The following is an 18,610-nucleotide window of genomic DNA, read 5'->3' on the forward strand; positions in this document are numbered from 1 at the left end:
CAGCGTGATCGCCGTCCTGGTGCCCGTGTTCGGGCTGGCCACAGCGGCGAGCATCGGCGTCCTCGGCGACGCGTGGCTGATCGCGTCGATGATCCTCACCGCGATCGCCGCGGTCCTGCTCATCGCCTTCATCCTGCCCAGACAGTCACGCCTCGTCCGCGCTCTCGACCCCGACGCAGCCGATCCGGCCCAGCCCTCGCTCGACCGGATCCCGGGGAGCCTGAGCATGGTCACCGGGATCTTCAACGTGGTGTGGGCCATCGTCGTCGTCCTCATGATCTACCGGCCGGGATCGACCACGGGAGTCGGGCTATGAGTCCACGCCGCATGCTCCAGATCGCGGGGACGGCCGAACTGGTCACCCTCATCCTCATGCTCGCCAACATGCTCACCGTGCATGCACCCGCGATCTCGCAGATTCTGGGGCCGCTGCACGGCCTGGCGTACATGGCCACCGTCATCACCGCGATCCTCGTCCGCGGTGACCGACACATCGTCTGGGTGCTCTCCCTCATCCCCGGCATCGGCGGACTCCTCGCCGCCCGCTCCGCCTCCCCCCAGCAACTCGATCGGCACATCCTCGACGAGGACGTGTAGCTCGGCCTGCGCCGGGGGCAGGATCAGCCGGTCGACGGCATGGTCACGACGGGCGCGCGCCGTACGAGAGGCATCAGACGGCCGCGACGCATCAGTCAGCTCGTCGAATCCTCTACGAAGGCTGGGGATCTGGCTCGCTCAACGCAACGACTAGATCAACGCAGTCACTGTCACCTTGTGGTGGGGATCGCCCCCTCAACGCCGAAAACCTCCTCGGCGAACCTCTCCCCGAGAAGCCGGTGGGTGGCCGCATCAGGGTGGAGGTCGTCTGGGAGTGGATGTGACTGTGCATCGCTCGCCCCGTAGAGGGCCATTCCGTCGAGTTGGAAAAGGTTCGGGTCGGACGCGGAACGGTCGTGAACTACCCGGTCGATGTCAGCGCGGATCGTGGCGAGATCAAGCTTTCCACTTCGGACCTCCGCTGGGTCGCCGGCAGCGACGAATCTCGTCTCTCCCCGGGAGAGCGCGTCAGGGTCGAACGCTCCGGGCCCGGGTGTGTGTTCGAAGATCGGGCTCCACAGCGGGGTGACCAGCAGCAAAGGCGTGTCGGGGTGACCGTCCCGGATCACGTCGAGGAAGCCATGGAGTGCCGGGGCGAAAGCGCGACGGCGCATGAGATCCGCGTTGACGATGTTGATCCCCACTTTCACGGAGATCAAGTCGGCGGGCAGATCCCGTATCGTTCGTGCGACGAACGGGTCCAGTAGGGCACTGCCACCGAAGCCCAGGTTCGTGAGTTCTACGCCTCCGAGACGCGCGGCAACCGCCGTCCAGATGGTGGCCGCGCTGGCTGCGTTAGATCCCTGGCTGATCGAGGACCCGTAATGAACCCATGTTGGAGCTGGCCGGTGCGCCGGAGCGAGCGGCTCATCTGCGTCAATGGAGATCAGTTCGACTGACTCCGAATACGGCAGCCATATCTCGACTAGACGTTCCACGCCACCGGACACGCCGAGCTCAAAGGTCAGCTCTTCCGGCTCGGCCTCTGAGCGGGTGATCTCGCCAGTGGTGAGGTCACGAAGGATCTGAACCGCGCTCGAAAGCGAGGCCGAGGCGACGAGTTCCCCGTCGACGAGTACATCGAACACGCCCGGCGCACGCAGCGGAACGCCGACGTAACCGAAACGTTCAGCGCGAGCCGCAAGTGTCACGCGTGTCGCGGCAGATCGAAAAACGATTCGTACTCCCGCGGGCTGCGCTTCGACCCGCTCGAGTTGCGCGTCTGCTTGACGTCGAGCCCATTCAGGCAGACGATGCGGACGAACCCCGGTCTCGGTGCGCTCGATCTCGACAGCACCACGAACAAGTTCAGCTGTGATCTCCATCAGATCCTCCTTCACGTTCATCTAGATGTGTTGGCCAGTGACTCAGTAGCTGGTGCAACGCGTCGATGCAGCGTTGCCAGCTGACCTCAGGGTCGGGCTGCGAGTGCGCGAACGCACCCGATCGCTGCAGGTCGATGTATCCGTGGATAGTTGCACCGATGAACCGGACGGCATGCACCTGCTCCTCTTCCGGAACCTCGTATCCCCTCAGTACCGCCGCAGTCAGCTGCACATGCCGCGGGCCATCACTCGAACGCGCAGTCGGCGAATCCAACCGCAGGTGCGCAGCCTCATACCGTCCAGGATGATCCGCCGCATATGACCGATACGTGGCTGCCAAGGCCGTCAACGCGTCACGCCCCGACCGGCCCGACAGCGCCACGGACAACCGGTCAGAAAGCTCAGAAAGCGCCTGCAGTGTCATGCGCGTCTGCAGATCCCGCAAACTGCGAACGTGCGTGTACAGACTCGCGGTCTGCACCCCGGCCCGTCGGGCAAGAGCAGACATTGTGACGCGCTCCAGTCCCTGCTCATCCGCAAGACGACACGCGTCCTCCACGAGGCGCTCCGCCGTGAGTCGCACACGATTCACTTCATCACCTTCCTTTGTTAGGATTTACCCTAACATGTTTAGGCTACTGGTCGGCATCGACGCGAAGAGCGGAGGCTATCGCCATCAGCCGATGAACCGCCTCACCGCCCCCTCCAGCGCCCAGGGCACGAGAGGTTTCATCGGCTCCTGTGGAGTGAACCTGCGTCAACGAATGGACGTTCGAGCGTTGCCCGATGCGACATTACGTAGCGTCACGTTCCGTGTCGGGTCTCTCACGTGCTTGGCGCCGCCGTAGAACGGTTTCGGTGCGCAGGCGACACTCCCGCGAGGTTCCTCTGCATCTCCAGCATGAAGAACCCGCGACTGTGCCGCGACCAAGAGGCATACGAGGTAGGCACGGTTCAGAGAGGAGAGGATCACGGCGGAATCTCACGATCCTGCTCGAGACACGTTGGCGCCGTGCATAGCGCACGTGCGATCGACGCAGGTTGGTCCACAGGAAAGCGCGCCTCTGCGAGGTGACTTGCCGATGCGAATCACCGCGATCGAGGTGGTGCGCCGGTTGCCGACCGCGCGTGCAGTGTTTCCGTTCGCGAAGATCGTCAATGTCGTCGATGGCGTGTGCGAGATCCGGACGAAAGAACGCAGCGTGCTCCTGTCAGCGGGTTCTGCGGTCGCGGTCGGGGCTGGCAGGTGGTGTCAGTTGGTTCCGAAGCCTGAGGTGCGGGCCTGGACGGTGTATGCCGACGACGCACTGTGGCGAAGGCAGATGGAATGCTTTCTGCCGATCAAGCAGCGCCTCGTTCCTGGTCTTCATCCTGATGATTGGGATGGCACGCCGCTGGTACTGCATGTCGGGGAAGAGCGTTTACGCGCGCTGGAGCCGATTTGGCGGCAGCTCAGCTTGCTTGATACGAATCGTCAGCCGTTGGAGTTGGTGACGGCACGCACGATCGAGTTGGTCGCGCAGTGGGTTGCGGCGGTAGCGCCTGTCTTCCTCGCCCCGGACGCCCGATCAGAAGGTCTCGTGGATGCGTGGCACCCTGTGGAGGGTCGCCTGACCGACCCAGTGCTGATCGGGCATATCGGGAAAGCAGTTCACGTGCTACGTGCCAGGCTCGCCGAGCCTTGGACGGTGTCATCGCTGGCGCGGGAGGTCGCACTGTCTCGCACACATCTGACTCGTTTGTTCGCCCGGTACGCGGGCGCACCTCCGATGCGATTTCTCACGGAGGTTCGCGTCACTGAGTTCACCCGGCTTATCGAAGAGACCGACATGTCGCTCGCATGCGCGTCTCAAGCGGTGGGCTGGAGTGATCCACGGGTAGCCTCGCGATGGTTCCGTCAACGATTCGGCGTTACCCCGTCGCAGTACCGCACTGCCCTGTCCATGCACGTCGAGAGCAGCGCCGCGCCGTTGAACTCGGCAGTCGGCTGACCGCACGTCTCAAGAGACTCGCCAGAACGACCGCGTTCTGCGTGACGCGAACCCTCTTCCCTCCCGGGGTCTCCCGCGTGTCCGCCGAGCAGCGTTAGGACGGGACAGACACGTCGGTTTCAGTGTGGATTCTGGCGGTCGCACCGCCTGGCCGTCGTCCGCCTGGTCCTTCTGAGTTCCCTGACGCACCTGATGTTCACGACGGGTCGTCTCGTCCGCCTGGTGACCCGTTGCCGGGAGGAGGTCTGTGGTGGCAATGAACGAGGAGGCGCGGGCTGCGCGGGATGCGAAGCTCGAAGAACTCCATGAGCGGTTGACGGCTGCGGTCGACCTGCTCGTGTCGGGTGAGGACTGGAAGCGTGCGCTGGAGTTCGCTGCCCGGTTCCGGGCGCGGTCATTCCGCAACACGCTGCTGATCTTCGCTCAGCATCTCGATGCCTACGAGCAGGGCCGCGTCACCTCGCCAGAGCCGTCCTATGTCGCCGGCTACAAGCAGTGGCAGACGCTGGGCCGTCAGGTGGAGCGGGGTCAGCCGGGGTATGTGATCTTCGCGCCGGTGACAGGCCGGTTCGCGTCGAGTAATCCGGCTGATCCTGAGTCGTGGCGGCGGCTGGGCCGGTTCGAGAAGCCGAAGCCCGGCGAGGTGGTGCGTTCCCGGATGGTCGGCGCGAAGCCCGCCTACGTCTGGGATGTGTCGCAGACCAGCGGTGATCCCGTGCCCGAGCGCCCTGCCCCGATGCTCCTGGAAGGCGAGGCGCCCGAAGGGCTGTGGGCGGGGCTTGCCTCCCTGGTGAAGGCTGAGGGGTTCACTGTGGTGCGCGTCGCGGACGAGCGGGAGATTCGTGGCGCGAACGGCGTCACGGACTACACGAACCGCACGGTCGCGGTGCGGACGAACATGGATGACGCCGCGCAGGTGAAGACGCTCGCGCACGAACTTGCGCATGTGAAGCTGCACGGCCCGGACAACCCGGATGCGACGGGGCATCGCGGGATCGGTGAGGTCGAGGCGGAGTCGGTGGCGTTGATGATCGGTGCCGCGCACGGCATGGACACCACCTCCTACACGATCCCGTATGTCTCCGGGTGGGCGGGCACGGTGAAAGACAAGGACCCGGCCGAGGTCGTGCAGGCCACCGGTGAACGCGTCCGCAAGACCGCAGGGGCGATCCTCGATGCCCTCGACACCGTCCAGGTCGGCACCGGCGACCCGCCCGGCCTGGCCCGTGAGTCTGCCGCGCCGTCGCGAGGGTCCGGGGCGGAGCGGGCAGTTCCAGCGCTGGTCGAACCGGCGCGTTCCTCGCGTGCGGCGGATGCCGTGGTGAGGGAGCTGTGATGAGCGTCGCCAGCGTCCTCGCCTCCCTCAGCGGGCTCCCGCTTCCGCAAGCCGCCGCACGGCTCGCGGCGGCGGGCGTGCCGGTGTTCCCGTGCGTTCCGGGTGGGAAGCGTCCGCTGACCCGGCATGGGTTCCATGAGGCGAGCGTTGACCTGGCGCAGGTGGCGTCGTGGTGGCATCGCTGGCCGTCCGCGAACATCGGCATCCCCACCGGCACCGCGTCCGGGGTCGATGTTGTGGACGTGGACAGCAAGCCGGACGGGAACGGGTTCGATGCCTTCGGCCGTGCCCGCCGGGCGGGGCTCGTGGACGGGTGGGTGGCGGTGGTGCGCACGCCGTCCGGTGGCGCGCACTTCTACTACCCGGCCGACCCCGACCTGCCGCAGCCGTCATGGCAGGCCGCCGCGGCGCGTGTCGACTTCCGCGGCACCGGCGGGTACATCATCGTGCCGCCCTCCACCGTCACGACCTTCCGCGGCCCGGCCGGGTACTCGCTCACGGCAGGCGGTGACCGGGAGCCGCGCCCGGTGGATGCGGCGGCGCTGCGGGAGTTCCTCGATCCGCGTCCCGAGCCCGTCGCGCATCGGGCGCGGGGCCCTGTTCGTTCGGAGGACGCGAAGCGGCTGGCCGACTGGGTGGGCATGCGCACGGAAGGCGAACGCAACCGTGGCCTGTTCTGGGCCTCCTGCCGCCTCGCCGAGGCGGGCCTGTCGCTGCCGGAGATGGTCGATGCCCTCGCCCCGGCGGGTGAGCGGATCGGGTTGCCGCCGCGGGAGGTCGTCACGACGATCCGCTCCGCCTACCGCACCACCCACGTCCAACCCGCACCATCCAGCGCGGTACGGGACGATGACCTGCGGTGCGTGCCGCGTCTTGCAGGGCAGGTGCTCTCATGAACCCGCAGGCGCAGGCACCTGTGCGGTCGCGGGGTGGCCGGATCGCGGTGGCGACGGCGGTCGCCGGGACGGTGTTCATCGCCGCAGGTGCGTTCTGGCTCTCCTTCACCGCCCTGGCGGACCTTGCCCGGCGTTCCGGGATCGAGGCAGGGCAGGCGTGGGCGTGGCCGCTGATCGTGGACGGGATCATCGTCGTCGCAACCGTCGCTGTTGTCGCGCTCGCTCGGCAGCGGTCAGCTTGGTATCCGTGGGTGCTGCTCGCTGCGGGCGCGCTGGTGTCGGTGACGGCGAATGCGATCCATGCCGTCGTCGCCGCTGACGCCGATGTGCCCGGGGTGCTGGCGGCGTCGGTGGCGGCGGTGCCGCCGCTGGTGCTGCTGGCGATCACGCACCTCACCGTCATCCTCACCCGCCCAGCCTCCGAGCCCGCCACGCCGCCGCTCGCCGACGAGGACGAGCCGACGCCGGAGAGCGGTCTGTCCGAGCCGCAGGCCGTCATCCCCGCGCCGGCGCCGGAGCAGACACCCGCGTGGGAGGTGGCGGTGCGGTTGCGGGATGAGGAGGGCTGGTCGAACAAGGCGATCGCCCGGCACTTGGGCGTGCACCCCTCCACCGTGGGCCGATGGTTCGCACGCCCCGAACTGACCGCGACCGCTGATCGCGATGAGGAGCAACCATGAACGACCACCAGAAGACGACCATCGTGTCCACCGCGACGAGCGGACACGGCCCGGTCGAGCACAACACCGAACGTGCCGATGAGACGCGGCGTGAAGGCGAGGCGTCGGCGCTGGCCCGGCACCGCGACCCGTCACTGACCAAAGACTCGGCGGCGAAGGACGCGGCGAAGAAGACCCGGGCTGGTGTGGAGTGGATGCGTCCGACCGACCTCATGGCGTCGCGCTCGGCGCGGATAGCGGGGCGGGGCATCGATTTTCAGGCCGAGCTCGCCCGCCGCGCCCGCAGGGCGCCGGGCCATGCGTACCGGGCGACGCGTGACGGGGCGCGGTCGGGGGCGCGGTTCGTGAGCGAGCGGGCGCGGAAGCTGCCGCCGGTGACCGCGTTCGGTCGTGGTGGCGGGGAGCGGTTCTCGTGGGTGTCGCGCTCTGGGATCGGGCTCGGGTAACCGCCAGGCACGCCCCCAGCCATCGTCTGAGCACGCCTGCTGGGGAGCGTGTGTGCACCTGCCTGTCAGGAGGTGCTCCCATGCAGACTGCATCAGACCGTGACAGGCGGAATCGTTTCGAGGACTCCGAGGCGCTGCGCGCCCTGCTCAACCGACTCCATCAGGCGGGCCGTGAGGCGTGGCAGCGTGACCCGGAGGCGGCGGCGCTGATGGAGCATGCCGCGGACAAGTACGCCGCTCTCGCCCGCAAGCACGACCTCGACCCGTGGGAAGCGGCATCGGCTGCGTTCGAGGCGATGCGGGGAGCGGCGACCCGGCGGGCGGATGACCCGTGGGCGGTGGTGACGCGGGCGGTGCAGGTGACCTGCACCGCCGAGGAACGCGGCAACGGGCTGCTGTGCTCCGTCCATCAGGCCCGTCGCCTGAAGTATTCGGTGTTCCACGACGCCGAACGGTTCAGCGACCGCGAGAACCCGCTGCCCGACTACCACCCGGCGTTCTGCTTCGACCCCTTCACCGACACCGACGAGGACGCGGAGCGTCCGGTGCGGGAGCGTGCGATGAACGTCACCGCCGCGATCGAGGACACGATTGCGTTCCTCTCGTGGGTCGGCTGGGAACCCTCGACAGCCCGGGCTGCGGTCGAGTACATCACCACCAGGTTGGCGGAGTCGCCGTCGCGGGCGTCGGCGTTCGAGGTGCTGCGCCGTGATCGGCAGGCCCGTGCCCTCCTTGATCTTCCGGGTGCGTCGTGGACGGCGCTGCTGCGGATCGTGCTCGGCACCCCCGACCCGACCCTCGCGCACACGAACACAGGGCGTGGGATGCTCGTGCGGCTCCTGATCGGCCAGCCCCTGCGCGCCCTCCTCACCGATGACGACCTGGTGATCGCGGCAGGGCTCGCTGCGCCGCGCCTGGTAGGGGGCGAGGAATCGTGAGCACGGTGCCGGCTGGTCACATAGAGCTGGAGCGCGCGGTCGACTCCGTCATCGTTGGGCGCCGACACCGGCAAGATCACGGCGACCTCACGCCCTTGGTGGAGTCGATCCGCCGCAACGGGCTGCTCCAGCCCATCACGATCACCCTCGACGGGCACCTGATCTGCGGCGCGCGGCGCCTCGCGGCGCTAAAACTGCTGGGCATCAAGACCGTGAACGTCTGGGTCAGGTCCGGGATCTCCGACCGGCTCGGGGAACTCCTCGCCGAACAAGATGAGAACGTCCTGCATAAGCCGCTGACCCAGCTCGAAGCCGCCGCCCTCTACCGCGAACTCAAGGCCCTGCTCGCTGAGGACGCCGCCCGCCGCCAGGAGGCCACCCGCTTCCGTGCCACCGACGACGACGGAGAGGACGGTGGTGGCAAGTTGCCACCACCGCAGTTCGAGCACGGCAAGTCCCGCTCGCAGGCGGCGATCATGGTCACCGGCCGCGACTCCCACAAGACGCTGGAGCGCATCGGCCGCATCGAAGCCCTGGCCGCTGACGAGTCCCAGCCCGCCTCGGTGCGCCAACAGGCGGCCGAGGAGGTCGCACGGTTGCGGGCCGGCGGGAAGGTCTACCCCTCGCACCTGCGCGTGAACGCTGAGCTGTCGCTGGCGGAGCTCGACCAGCTCGCCGCCGACCCCACCCAGCCCGTCGAGGTGCGCGAGCAGGCCCGGCTCGAAGCCGGCACGGTGCGGGCCGCAGAGCAGGAGGCGAGGGCGGCGGAGCTGGAGCAGCTAGCGCAGGCCGCGCTCGCCCGCGTCAAAGCCGCCAAGGCCGCCGGGAAGAAGAAGCCGGCTCGGCCCGCGCTGACGGCGGTGAACACCGGGGAGCCGGTGCCGTTCCCGCTGACCGCGTTCCTGGCCACCTGGGACGACATGGCCGAATGGTGGACCCACTACGACCCCGCCGACATCGGCCCCGCGCTCACCGCCGAGCAGTGGGCGCGGTTCGAGGAGACCATCGCCGGGACCGTCGCGTTCGCCGACGCCGCACGGGCGGCACGGCAGGACCGGGCCGAGCACATCGCCTGAACCCGGTGACGGGTCGCGCACCTTCCTGGCAACCACGCATCCGTTGTTGCCGTCCGGGAAGGACCCGTGCTCATGGACCCCGCCATGTCTGATGACCGTCGCCGTCGTCGTCTGCTGATCGCCGCCACCGCTGGCGGCCTTGTCCTGCTGATGCTCGTCGGGGTCGGCATCTACGGGCTCGTTCGCGGCCCCGCCGCTCCGACTGAGCCGACGCCGAGCGAGCGGCCTTCCACGACCGCTCCGGTGACTCCGAGTGCGACTCCCGGCGCAGAGCTGGAGCCTCTAAGTCAGAGCCTCGGGCCGGAGGCGTTCGCCCAAGCGGTCGCGCGGGCGCTGTTCACCTGGGACACGACAACGGGGCACATGCCGTCGAACTATGCGCAGGTGCTCGCGGATGCCGCGCATGGCAGCGAGGCCGACGCTTTCGTCGGTGACGTGCGGGCCTATCTGCCGACGAACGATGCGTGGGTGCAGCTGCGCACCTACGCGACTCGCCAGTGGCTGACCATCGACGAGGTGTTCGTCCCGGAAGCGTGGGAGACCGCCGTCGACCAGGCCGCCCCCGGTCAGATACCGGCTGGTGCAGTCGCCTACACGATCGAGGGAACACGGCACAGGGAAGGCGTCTGGGGCACCGACCCCGTCGAGGCATCCCGCCCGGTCTCCTTCACCGTGTTCCTCGTCTGCACCCCACCCACGCCCAGTCGCGGTGCCGGCTCGGGCGAGTGCGAGGTGCTGCGGCTCTCGCAGCTCGACAACCCGCTGCACTGAACCGGGGTGACCTGTCGTGAAGAAGCTCGCGCTCCTCGCCCTCACCCTGCTGCTCGGGCCTTCCACGGTCCTGCTGGGCGTCGCCACGCTCGGCGGCACGCCTGCGACCGCCGCCGTCTGCACCCCGGGTTCACTGACGCTTGGCCCGATCCCGGACTCGCTGACCGCCACCACCCGTAACGGGGAGACAGTCACGCTGAACCGGCAACAGCTCACCCACGCCGCGACGATCATCACCGTCGGCGGACAGACCACCGGCGTCGGCCGCGAAGGGGTGCTGATCGCGCTCATGGCCGCGCTCACCGAGTCGACCCTGCGGATGCTCGCCAACACCAGCGCCTACCCCGAGTCGGCGGAGTACCCCAACGACGGCGAGGGTTCGGATCACGACTCGCTCGGACTGTTCCAGATGCGCCCGGCCAGCGGGTGGGGAACCGTCGCCGAGCTCATGGACCCCACCTACCAGGCACGGGCGTTCTACGGAGGCCCCACGGGCCCGAACTACCCGTCGCCGCGGGGCCTGCTCGACATCCCCGGCTGGCAGCAGATGGACCCCGGCGAAGCCGCGCAGGCGGTCGAGGTCAGCGCCTACCCCGACCGGTATCAGAACTACCAGCCGGTCGCCGAAGCGATCCTCGCCGCACTCACACGCCCAGCTCCCTCCGATGGCGGGCCGGGCGGGACGCCGGTGGTGCCCGAGACGACCAGGATCGTGTTCCCGCTCCCCGAGGGCACCTGGGTGCGGACCAGCCCGTTCGGATGGCGCAGCGACCCGATCACCGGCGAACGCCGATTCCACGCTGGCTCCGACTTCGCCGCCGCGGACGGCACTCCGATCTACGCCGTCGCAGATGGCGTCGTGATGCGAGCGAACTACACCGACGCCGGCGGCGGGGTCATCGTCATCGAGCACACCGTCCGGGGCCAGCGGGTCGCGTCCATGTATGTGCACATGTGGGCGCACGGCATCCACGTCGCAGAAGGCGACACCGTGACCGCAGGCCAGCACATCGGAGACGTCGGCTCCTCCGGCCACTCCACCGGACCACACCTGCACCTGCAAATCCACCCCGGCGGCGCAGGAGCCGACCCGGTGGACTCCGACGCCTGGCTCACCAGCCACGGCGCCGAAGGCATCACGGGCGGCGACGCCACATCCGCTTTCTGCACGGCAGGAGGGGGTGCGTGATGGACGTGTTCCCAGACTTCGGCAGCGTCGGCGGCACAGCAGACCTTCGCGAGATCGTCGGCGCGCTGCTCATGTTCGTCCTCGTCGCCGCCGTGCTCATGCTCATCGTCTGCGCCATTACTTGGGCGATCGCCTCCTCCAACGGCAACTACCAGGCGGCGACCAAGGCGCGTATCGGCTTGTTCGTCTCGCTCGGCGCCGCAGCCCTCGCCGGCGCCGGGGTCGCGTGGCTCAACTTCCTGTTGGACGTCGGCACGCAGCTCTAGGGGCGTCGTCACTGGGAGGCGAGAAGTTCTCTGGCTCGTTCGGCCTCGGCATTGAGGAGATCGTCCGTGTCTCCTAGCTGCTCGATGGTCGCGAGTGCGTCGGTGAGGACGCGTCGCGCTTCGTGCACGTCGTGCGTATGCAGAAGGTCGCCCAGAACGATCATCGCCCGTACTCGCAGCGCGCCGGCCGGAGTCGTGCTGAGCAGGCTCCTGAGGGTCGCCTCGGCGCCGGAGGTGTCACCGCGGTCCGCCTGCATCAGCGCCTTCTGAAGCACCAGCTCACCGGTCACACCCTTCAGCCTACGAGCAGCGCGTGGGCTTGAGGCCGAAGCCTGCGGGGGTCGCGGGGTGCACCTGACCGTCGAGAACTCGTCTCGACCAGTCAAAGGAGCACAACCGTGATCGACATCGACCCCAACAGCTCGGGCCTTCCGGGTATCGAGCAGCTGCGCATCATCGTCGGCGCCGTGATGACGGTCGGCCTCATCCTCTCCGTCCTCGCGCTCATCATCAGCGCGATCGTGTGGGGCTTCGGCGCGAACAGCTCCAACCCGCACCTCGCGTCGCGCGGGAAGGTCGGGGTCCTCGTGTCTTGCGGGGCGGCGATCATCTGCGGCGCCGCGGTGACGCTGGTGAACTTCTTCTGGGGCGTCGGGCAGGCCGTGTGATGACCACCCGATATGACTCCCGGCCGCGGGGGTGGCTGCGGTGAGCGTCTGCGATGTCCCGGTCGTCTCCAGCGTGTGCGATGCCGTGGGCGAGGGCACCGCCTCGCTGATCGCCGCGCCGTTCGACTGGCTCGGCCAGGCGATGGCCGGCGCTGCCGCGTGGCTGTTCGAGGCCGTCTGGACCGTGCTCGACACCACGACCGTCGTCGACGTCACCAGCGCCGAGTACGTAGGCGTCTACAACGTCCTGTTCGGTGTCGCCGTGTTCATCATGCTCGTGTTCTTCTGCTTGCAGCTCATCACCGGGCTCGTCCACCGCGACCCGACCGCCCTATCCCGTGCCGCGCTCGGGCTCGCTAAGAGCGTGCTCGGCAGCTTCGTGGTCATCACGCTCACGGCCCTGCTGCTGGAGGTCACCGATCAGCTCGCGGTCGGGATCGTGCAGGCCACCGGCAACACGATGGAAGGGATGGGGACCCAGATCGGGCTCCTCGCCGCCGGGCTGGCCACCATCAACATCACCGCTCCCGGTGTCGGCGCGATCCTGACGATCTTCCTCGCCGGACTCGCTATCAGCGCGGCGGCGATCGTGTGGTTCTCGCTGCTCATCCGCAAAGCGCTGCTGCTGGTCGCCATCGTGTTCGGGCCGGTCGCGCTGGCCGGGGCGACGTGGGATGCGACCAAGGGCTGGTTCGCCAAATGGGCGACCTTCGTCATCGCTCTGATCTTCTCCAAGCTCGTCCTCGTCGTGATCTTCCTCGTCGCGATCGGGCAGATGTCCGCCCCCATCGAGGCCGACCTCGCCTCCATCAGCGACCCCATCGCCGGCGTCGTGCTGATGTTCATCGCCGCGTTCGCCCCGTACATCACCTACAAGTTCCTGTCCTTCGTCGGGTTCGACATGTACCACGCCATGAGCTCTGAGCAAGAGGCGAAGTCGGCGCTGAACCGGCCCGTGCCGGTGCCGTCCGCGCCGAAGACGGACTCGGCCAAGAAGGTGCTCGACAGCGGCACCGACTCCGGCGGCCCGCCCCCGAGCGGAGGCGGCTCAGCACCGCCTCCCACCTCGTCTGCGGCACCCGCCAGCGCGGGAGCCGGCACCGGAGGGACCGGGGCTGCCGCATCCTCGACCGGAGCGGGAGCCGGGACCGCAGGGGCCGGAGCAGCGGGTGCAGGTGCGGCCGCGGGGCCCGTGGGTGCTGCAGTGGTCGTTGGCGGTGCGGTAGTCAAGGGCGCGGCGACCGCCGGCCCGAAGGCCGGCAATGCGGTGGGTGGAGCCGCCGGCAGTCAGGCAGGTGCGGCCGCGGACCAGGCATCCCCACCGCCCGTTCCACCGTCGCAAGGCGCCCAGCCCTCTCGTCCCGCACCGTCGACCCCACCCCCAGCCGGACCGTCCTCGGCGCCTCCCGGGCCGTCCACCGGCTCGGCGGAATCCTCGCCTGCGCCGCGGCGCAGGTCGGACCCGCCGCCTCCACCCTCATCCAAGCCGACCGGGAAGGAGTGACCTGCGCATGTCTGCGAACACGCGTATGAACAGTGACTATCCGTTGGCGGCGGTGCAGTTCTCCCGGCTCACCAAGCGCGGGATCATGCTCGGCCTGTCCCTGCCACAACTCATCGTCCTCGGCATCGCCGTGCTCACAGTCGTCTTCTCCCTCTACCTCGGCGGCGGCATAGCCTTCGCCTGGACCGCCCCCATCTGGGCGACCTTCGCACTGCTCGCGGTGATCCCCGCGGGCGGGCGGAAGGTGATCGAGTGGGTGCCCATCGTGACCCGCTGGGTGACCCGCAGCTACCTCGGGCAGCTCATCTACCGGCGCCGCGTCATCAAACCCCGCCCCGCCGGGACGCTCGCCCTGCCCGGCGATGCGGCACCGCTGCGCGAGTGGAAGGATCCCGAGACGGGTGCGGCGATGATCCACGACCCGCACGCGCAGACCCTCACCGCCATCCTCGGTGTCTCCCACCCCGCGTTCGTGCTCCTGGACCCCGGTGAGCAGCAGCGCCGCGTCTCCGCCTGGGGCCGTGTCCTGGCCGCTGCATGCCGCTCGGGCAGGATCGCCCGCATCCAGGTGTCGGAGCGGACTCTGCCGGACTCGGGCACAGGGCTGGCGGAGTGGTGGCGCACGCACGGCACCGACGACGGCTCCTGGGCCGCGACCACCTACGCCGAACTGATCGACCGTGCCGGTCCCGCCGGGGAACGCCACGCCACGACCATCAGCCTGGCGCTGGACATGAAAGCCGCAAGCCGGCAGATCAGGACCTCCGGTGGCGGGATGCGCGGCGCCGCCGCAGTGCTCCGCCAGGAGATGACCACCCTCACGACAGCGCTGCGCGCCGCCGAACTCACCAGCACCGGGTGGCTCACGCCCGGCGAGGTCGCCGTGATTCTGCGTTCCGCCTATGACCCGGCTGCCGCTCCCGCGCTGGAGCGGCATGGCGACCTCGGGCGGGACCTGGCGACCGCCGGGCCGGTGGCGGTGACCGAGACGTGGGACCGGTTGCGGTCGGACAGTGCGTTCCATGCGGTGTTGTGGATCAGCGAATGGCCCCGCTCGCAGGTCTACCCAGGGTTCCTCGCGCCGCTCGTGCTGTCCAACGGCATCCTCCGCACGCTCGCCCTGCACTACACGCCGGTGCGGGCGGACCAGGCCGCGCGGGATCTGCGGAGGAAGAAGACCGAGCTCATCAGCGACGCCGCGCAGCGGCGCAAGATCGGGCAGATCGAGGACGCCGCCACCAGCGCGGAGCTGGACGACGTGCTCCAGCAGGAGGCGGACCTGACCGCCGGGCACGGCGTCCTGCGCGTCTCCGGCCTCGTCTCGGTCTCCGCGCCGACCGTCGACGAGCTCGACGCCGCAGTCGCCGCCGTCGAGCAGGCCGCGATCCAAGCCTCCTGCGAGACCCGCCGCCTCGTCGGCCAGCAAGCCCAAGCCTTCACCGCCGCCGCGCTGCCGCTGTGCCGGTCGGTCTGACCTGGCCCACCTGCCCACCAACCATCCGACGCTTCTGTGAGGAGCAACGCTCATGCCTACCTTCGATGACCCTGTCGTGGACGCCACGGAGGCGTCTGCCGCGTTGCGGGGCCTTGCCCACGCGACCCGCCAGTTCGAGGACCCTGCCGACACCTACCCGGTGATCGGCGACCTGCTCTCCAGCGTGCGGTCGCTGCGGCAGGTGCTCGACCAGCTCGCCGCCGCTCACATCGCCTCCCGCGCTCGCGCGCACGATGACGCCGGGAGCCAGGCAGCGGGTGCGACGTCGGCCCTCGCCGCTGCGGACGAGCTGCACCAGGCCGGCACGCTCCTCGCCAGTGTGGAAGCGCGGCTGGATGCTGCCTCCCAGCACTCCGGCCGCATCGCCTGGCACCCCACACCCGCCGCCTCGGAGGCGCCCGGAGCGCGGTGGATCAGTGTCGTGTTCCTCCAAGGCTCAGAGGCCGATGAGGTGCTGGACCTGATCGGCCGAGAGGGAACGGATGCGGCGATCGAGCACCTGGCCGGGTTCGACTACGGCGAGGAGGCCGTGCAGGCCGCGCTCGAGAACGGCTACGTCTACGACGAACCCCCACTCGGCACGCTCGACAAGGTCGCGACCCGCGACGTCTACACCCTCACCTACAGCCCATTCCTCGGGCACGTCTCGCTGCTACGCGAGCACAGCGCCCTGCCCGACCCCGCACTCCTCGGCATCGACACCCCGACCCCTGCCGTCCAGAAACCGCCACCGCGTCCAGTCGGCAACGCCGTTGCCGCGGCGATCCAACGACGACCGACACCGCCTGAGGAAAAGACGGACTGGTTCGTCCGACGCCCCGGTACTGCGACGGCTCAGAGCCGGGGGCTGGCGCTATGACCGGGCAGGATGAAGGCCGCCTGCATACCGCTGTGCTCGTCGGCCCCGAAGGCGAGCGCCGCCGTGCCCGCAAGGCCCGCAGGAAAGCGGCGACCCGCATCGAGACCACCGCCCGCGAGACACGCAAGGCTGAGGCGAAGGCTCGGTGGGAGGCGGAGCAGGCCGAACGACGCGCGATGGCCTACCTGCCCGCCGCGGGTGAGCCGGGCCCTGCGGCCCTGCGCACGCCGGGCAGGTTCCGGCTTCCCAAGCACCAGGACACGAGTGCGACGTTGGCTGGGCAGTATCCGTTCCTGGCCGAAGGCGGCCTCGGACCCGAGGGCATCTTCGTCGGGCAGGACCTCTACTCGGGCGGGTCGTTCGTCTACGACCCGTGGGTGCTCTACCGGCGCGGGATCATCACCGCCCCGAACGTCGTCCTCGCCGGCATCGTCGGCTCCGGTAAGTCGAGTCTGGCGAAGTCGCTCTACACGCGCTCGCTCCCGTTCGGGCGGCGCGTCTACGTTCCCGGCGACCCGAAGGGCGAGCACACCGCCGTCGCCGAAGCGGTCGGCGGGCGCGCGATCATCCTGGGCCACGGCCTCCGCAATCGCCTGAATCCGTTGGATGAGGGTCATCGGCCGTCTGCGGTGTCCGATAGCGAGTGGGCGATGCAGGTTGCCTCCCGCCGCCGCGACCTCATCGGAGCGCTCGCGGAGACCGTGCTCGACCGAGCGCTCACGCCGTTGGAGCACACCGCGATCGACCTCGCTCTCCAAGAGGCCGTGCGAAGCGCGGAGGTTCCGATCCTGCCGATGGTCGTCGACCGCATGCTCTCCCCAAGCTCGGCAGACGACACGGACGGGCGGCTCGCGGAAGACGGGAGACTCGTCGGCCACGCCCTGCGCCGGCTCGTGGCCGGCGACCTGCAAGGCCTGTTCGACGGGCCAAGCACCGTGCGATTCGACCCGTCCCTGCCGATGGTGTCCCTCGACCTCAGCCGGGTCGCGGAGAATTCGACACTCATCTCGGTGCTGATGACGTGCTCGTCGGCATGGATGGAGTCGGCGCTGTCCGACCCGGCAGGCGGCCAGAGATGGGTCATCTACGACGAAGCCTGGCGCCTGATGGCCTACCCGTCGCTGCTGCGCCGGATGGACGCCCAGTGGCGGCTCGCCCGGCACTTCGGGATCGCGAACATGCTGATCTTCCACAAGCTCTCCGACCTCGACAACGTCGGCGACTCCGGCTCCGCGATGCGCGCGCTCGCGTCGTCGTTGCTCGCGAACGCGGAGACCAGGATCGTCTACCGGCAGGAGGCCGACCAGCTCGGCTCCACCGCAAGGGCGCTCGGCCTCACGGGTACTGAGCAGAAGCTGCTTCCCGGCCTGGGGACCGGGCAGGGGCTGTGGCGGATCAAGGACCGCTCCTTCGTCGTGCAGCACCAACTCCACCCCGCCGAGTTCGGCGCCTTCGACACCACGAGCCGCATGACCGCAGAACCCCGTAAGTTCACGAATCCTGAAGGCAGTTGAGGCGGGAACCCACGGGCCGGGGGGCCATTTCAGGGCATCTGAGGTCGTGAGTTCGCGGTGTCGATGTCGTCGGGGAGCAGTCGCGGGATGAGCCGCACGAACACGACCATGACGATGAGCTCGACGAGGGTCTGTGTGACAACGACGAGCGGAGCAAGGTCGAACGCGGCGGGTAGGGCGAGGACGAGCGGGAGGACGACGAGGGAGTTGCGGGTCACGCCGCTGAACACGATCGCGCGGCGACCGGGGACGTCGATCCGTGCAACCTTCCCGGCGACGGCGCCGATCGGGACCATGACCGCGGCGAACAGGATGTAGACGGGGATGGCGAGCAGGAGCGCGCCGAGCTGTCGTCCGACGCCGGCGATCTGGGAGGCCACCACGACGGCGAGGGTGAGCATCATGAGCGGCACCATCGCCCCCAGCACGGTGCCCTGGATCGCTACGCCCCAGCGGGTGCGGGCGGCGGCAAGCTGGGTGAACCCCGCGGCGACGAGGGGCAGGGCGACGAGCAGCAGGAACGCCTCGATGAACGGGGCGAGGTCGACCGTGGCGACGAACTCGGCTCCGACGAGCAGCCAGAGGTAGAGCGGCAGCAGGAGCATCTGCGCGAGCATCAGCAGTGGCGCGGCCGCGAGCAGCCGGTCCTTTGCGCCGCCGGCGATGCCGGTGAACACGATGACGTAGTCCACGCATGGTGTGAGGAGGACGAACAGCACGCCGATCAGGAGCACCTGATCGTGGGCGACGATCCGCGAAAGGACGTAGACGACGATCGGGACAGCGACGAAGTTCACGACCAGGACGGTGACGAGGAAGCGCCGGTCGCGGAACGCCTGCCCGATCTTGGCGAACGGCACCCCGAGGAACGTGGCGTAGAGCAGCAGCCCGAGCACGGGGTTGATCGCCAGCTCCGCGGGATGCGCGACCGCGGGGATCAGCAGGCCGACCGCGGCGCCGAGGACGAGCGCGGCGAGGTAGAGCGGCACTTGCCACCGCTCCATCCATTCCACTGCCGTGCGCATGGGTCTTATCCTCTCAGCCTTCGAATAGGTCACT

19 protein-coding genes are annotated in these 18,610 nt (G+C 69.0%); 15 read left to right on the forward strand and 4 right to left on the reverse strand.

Annotated elements, in window-relative coordinates; genetic code table 11:
- Positions 1-767: 767 nt before the first annotated feature.
- Together ABD716_RS05345 and ABD716_RS05350 are read right to left on the reverse strand one after the other, a co-directional pair.
- A complete protein-coding gene (locus ABD716_RS05345; RefSeq protein WP_344774571.1) occupies positions 768-1,922 on the reverse strand; it encodes an SGNH/GDSL hydrolase family protein in 1,155 nt (384 codons plus the stop codon).
- Positions 1,906-2,514, reverse strand: a complete 609-nt coding sequence (locus ABD716_RS05350) for a TetR/AcrR family transcriptional regulator (protein ID WP_344774573.1) — start codon at positions 2,512-2,514, stop codon at positions 1,906-1,908. The genes ABD716_RS05345 and ABD716_RS05350 overlap by 17 nt, the downstream gene beginning before the upstream one ends.
- 490 nt (positions 2,515-3,004) lie before the next feature.
- On the opposite strand from ABD716_RS05350, the gene ABD716_RS05355 reads away from it, so the two are divergent.
- The 10 genes from ABD716_RS05355 to ABD716_RS05400 all read left to right on the forward strand — a co-directional run bounded on the left by ABD716_RS05355 (position 3,005) and on the right by ABD716_RS05400 (position 11,511).
- Positions 3,005-3,913 carry a helix-turn-helix domain-containing protein gene (locus ABD716_RS05355; protein WP_344774575.1) on the forward strand — a complete coding sequence of 303 codons (909 nt, stop codon included), beginning with the start codon at positions 3,005-3,007 and terminating at the stop codon, positions 3,911-3,913.
- Positions 3,914-4,169: 256 nt separating this feature from the next.
- Positions 4,170-5,249 (forward strand): ArdC-like ssDNA-binding domain-containing protein, encoded by a 1,080-nt coding sequence (locus ABD716_RS05360; protein WP_344774669.1) that lies wholly within the window; start codon positions 4,170-4,172, stop codon positions 5,247-5,249.
- Positions 5,249-6,145, forward strand: a complete 897-nt coding sequence (locus ABD716_RS05365; protein WP_344774577.1) for a bifunctional DNA primase/polymerase — start codon at positions 5,249-5,251, stop codon at positions 6,143-6,145. The genes ABD716_RS05360 and ABD716_RS05365 overlap by 1 nt, the downstream gene beginning before the upstream one ends.
- Positions 6,142-6,825: a DUF2637 domain-containing protein gene (locus ABD716_RS05370; RefSeq protein ID WP_344774579.1), complete on the forward strand. Its 684-nt coding sequence runs from the start codon at positions 6,142-6,144 to the stop codon at positions 6,823-6,825. The genes ABD716_RS05365 and ABD716_RS05370 overlap by 4 nt, the downstream gene beginning before the upstream one ends.
- Positions 6,822-7,271, forward strand: coding sequence for a hypothetical protein (locus tag ABD716_RS05375; protein WP_344774581.1), 450 nt, complete (start codon positions 6,822-6,824; stop codon positions 7,269-7,271). The genes ABD716_RS05370 and ABD716_RS05375 overlap by 4 nt, the downstream gene beginning before the upstream one ends.
- Before the next feature lie 80 nt (positions 7,272-7,351).
- Positions 7,352-8,209, forward strand: a complete 858-nt coding sequence (locus ABD716_RS05380) for a hypothetical protein (protein ID WP_344774583.1) — start codon at positions 7,352-7,354, stop codon at positions 8,207-8,209.
- The gene (locus ABD716_RS05385) at positions 8,206-9,285 is read left to right on the forward strand and encodes a ParB/RepB/Spo0J family partition protein (RefSeq protein WP_344774586.1); all 1,080 of its coding nucleotides are present in this window, start codon (positions 8,206-8,208) and stop codon (positions 9,283-9,285) included. The genes ABD716_RS05380 and ABD716_RS05385 overlap by 4 nt, the downstream gene beginning before the upstream one ends.
- An 84-nt stretch (positions 9,286-9,369) precedes the next feature.
- Positions 9,370-10,056, forward strand: coding sequence for a hypothetical protein (locus tag ABD716_RS05390; protein WP_344774588.1), 687 nt, complete (start codon positions 9,370-9,372; stop codon positions 10,054-10,056).
- A 16-nt stretch (positions 10,057-10,072) separates the two neighbouring features.
- The gene (locus ABD716_RS05395) at positions 10,073-11,245 is read left to right on the forward strand and encodes a M23 family metallopeptidase (protein ID WP_344774590.1); all 1,173 of its coding nucleotides are present in this window, start codon (positions 10,073-10,075) and stop codon (positions 11,243-11,245) included.
- Positions 11,245-11,511, forward strand: a complete 267-nt coding sequence (locus tag ABD716_RS05400; protein ID WP_344774592.1) for a DUF6112 family protein — start codon at positions 11,245-11,247, stop codon at positions 11,509-11,511. The genes ABD716_RS05395 and ABD716_RS05400 overlap by 1 nt, the downstream gene beginning before the upstream one ends.
- Positions 11,512-11,519: 8 nt before the next feature.
- On the opposite strand, the gene ABD716_RS05405 is transcribed toward ABD716_RS05400, so the two are convergent.
- On the reverse strand, positions 11,520-11,801 hold the full coding sequence (locus tag ABD716_RS05405; RefSeq protein WP_344774594.1) for a hypothetical protein: 282 nt from the start codon (positions 11,799-11,801) through the stop codon (positions 11,520-11,522).
- A 108-nt stretch (positions 11,802-11,909) separates the two neighbouring features.
- Between ABD716_RS05405 and ABD716_RS05410 the strand changes: the two genes are divergently transcribed.
- Genes ABD716_RS05410 through ABD716_RS05430 form a run of 5 tightly spaced genes read left to right on the forward strand, consistent with a single transcriptional unit; the run spans position 11,910 to position 17,551 of the window.
- Positions 11,910-12,179 (forward strand): DUF6112 family protein, encoded by a 270-nt coding sequence (locus ABD716_RS05410; RefSeq protein ID WP_219086224.1) that lies wholly within the window; start codon positions 11,910-11,912, stop codon positions 12,177-12,179.
- Positions 12,180-12,219: 40 nt separating this feature from the next.
- Complete coding sequence (locus ABD716_RS05415) at positions 12,220-13,683, forward strand: conjugal transfer protein TrbL (protein WP_344774599.1); 1,464 nt, start codon at positions 12,220-12,222, stop codon at positions 13,681-13,683.
- Between the two features lie 7 nt (positions 13,684-13,690).
- Positions 13,691-15,157 carry an SCO6880 family protein gene (locus tag ABD716_RS05420; RefSeq protein WP_344774601.1) on the forward strand — a complete coding sequence of 489 codons (1,467 nt, stop codon included), beginning with the start codon at positions 13,691-13,693 and terminating at the stop codon, positions 15,155-15,157.
- Between the two features lie 52 nt (positions 15,158-15,209).
- Positions 15,210-16,037 carry a hypothetical protein gene (locus tag ABD716_RS05425; RefSeq protein WP_344774603.1) on the forward strand — a complete coding sequence of 276 codons (828 nt, stop codon included), beginning with the start codon at positions 15,210-15,212 and terminating at the stop codon, positions 16,035-16,037.
- On the forward strand, positions 16,034-17,551 hold the full coding sequence (locus ABD716_RS05430) for an ATP-binding protein (protein ID WP_344774605.1): 1,518 nt from the start codon (positions 16,034-16,036) through the stop codon (positions 17,549-17,551). Before ABD716_RS05425 ends, ABD716_RS05430 begins: the two co-directional genes overlap by 4 nt.
- 29 nt (positions 17,552-17,580) lie before the next feature.
- On the opposite strand, the gene ABD716_RS05435 is transcribed toward ABD716_RS05430, so the two are convergent.
- Positions 17,581-18,576 (reverse strand): arsenic resistance protein, encoded by a 996-nt coding sequence (locus ABD716_RS05435; RefSeq protein ID WP_344774607.1) that lies wholly within the window; start codon positions 18,574-18,576, stop codon positions 17,581-17,583.
- Positions 18,577-18,610: the final 34 nt, after the last annotated feature.

Source organism: Gryllotalpicola kribbensis (assembly GCF_039538245.1).
Taxonomy (GTDB): Bacteria; Actinomycetota; Actinomycetes; order Actinomycetales; family Microbacteriaceae; genus Gryllotalpicola; species Gryllotalpicola kribbensis.

What these genes read in the sequence shown, in the direction of transcription:
- ABD716_RS05345 (WP_344774571.1), bottom strand. Translation starts at nt 1,922, where the DNA reads ATGGAGATCACAGCTGAACTTGTTCGTGGTGCTGTCGAGATCGAGCGC.
- ABD716_RS05355 (WP_344774575.1), top strand. Translation starts at nt 3,005, where the DNA reads ATGCGAATCACCGCGATCGAGGTGGTGCGCCGGTTGCCGACCGCGCGT.
- ABD716_RS05360 (WP_344774669.1), top strand. Translation starts at nt 4,170, where the DNA reads ATGAACGAGGAGGCGCGGGCTGCGCGGGATGCGAAGCTCGAAGAACTC.
- ABD716_RS05365 (WP_344774577.1), top strand. Translation starts at nt 5,249, where the DNA reads ATGAGCGTCGCCAGCGTCCTCGCCTCCCTCAGCGGGCTCCCGCTTCCG.
- ABD716_RS05370 (WP_344774579.1), top strand. Translation starts at nt 6,142, where the DNA reads ATGAACCCGCAGGCGCAGGCACCTGTGCGGTCGCGGGGTGGCCGGATC.
- ABD716_RS05375 (WP_344774581.1), top strand. Translation starts at nt 6,822, where the DNA reads ATGAACGACCACCAGAAGACGACCATCGTGTCCACCGCGACGAGCGGA.
- ABD716_RS05380 (WP_344774583.1), top strand. Translation starts at nt 7,352, where the DNA reads ATGCAGACTGCATCAGACCGTGACAGGCGGAATCGTTTCGAGGACTCC.
- ABD716_RS05390 (WP_344774588.1), top strand. Translation starts at nt 9,370, where the DNA reads ATGTCTGATGACCGTCGCCGTCGTCGTCTGCTGATCGCCGCCACCGCT.
- ABD716_RS05400 (WP_344774592.1), top strand. Translation starts at nt 11,245, where the DNA reads ATGGACGTGTTCCCAGACTTCGGCAGCGTCGGCGGCACAGCAGACCTT.
- ABD716_RS05420 (WP_344774601.1), top strand. Translation starts at nt 13,691, where the DNA reads ATGTCTGCGAACACGCGTATGAACAGTGACTATCCGTTGGCGGCGGTG.
- ABD716_RS05425 (WP_344774603.1), top strand. Translation starts at nt 15,210, where the DNA reads ATGCCTACCTTCGATGACCCTGTCGTGGACGCCACGGAGGCGTCTGCC.
- ABD716_RS05430 (WP_344774605.1), top strand. Translation starts at nt 16,034, where the DNA reads ATGACCGGGCAGGATGAAGGCCGCCTGCATACCGCTGTGCTCGTCGGC.
- ABD716_RS05435 (WP_344774607.1), bottom strand. Translation starts at nt 18,576, where the DNA reads ATGCGCACGGCAGTGGAATGGATGGAGCGGTGGCAAGTGCCGCTCTAC.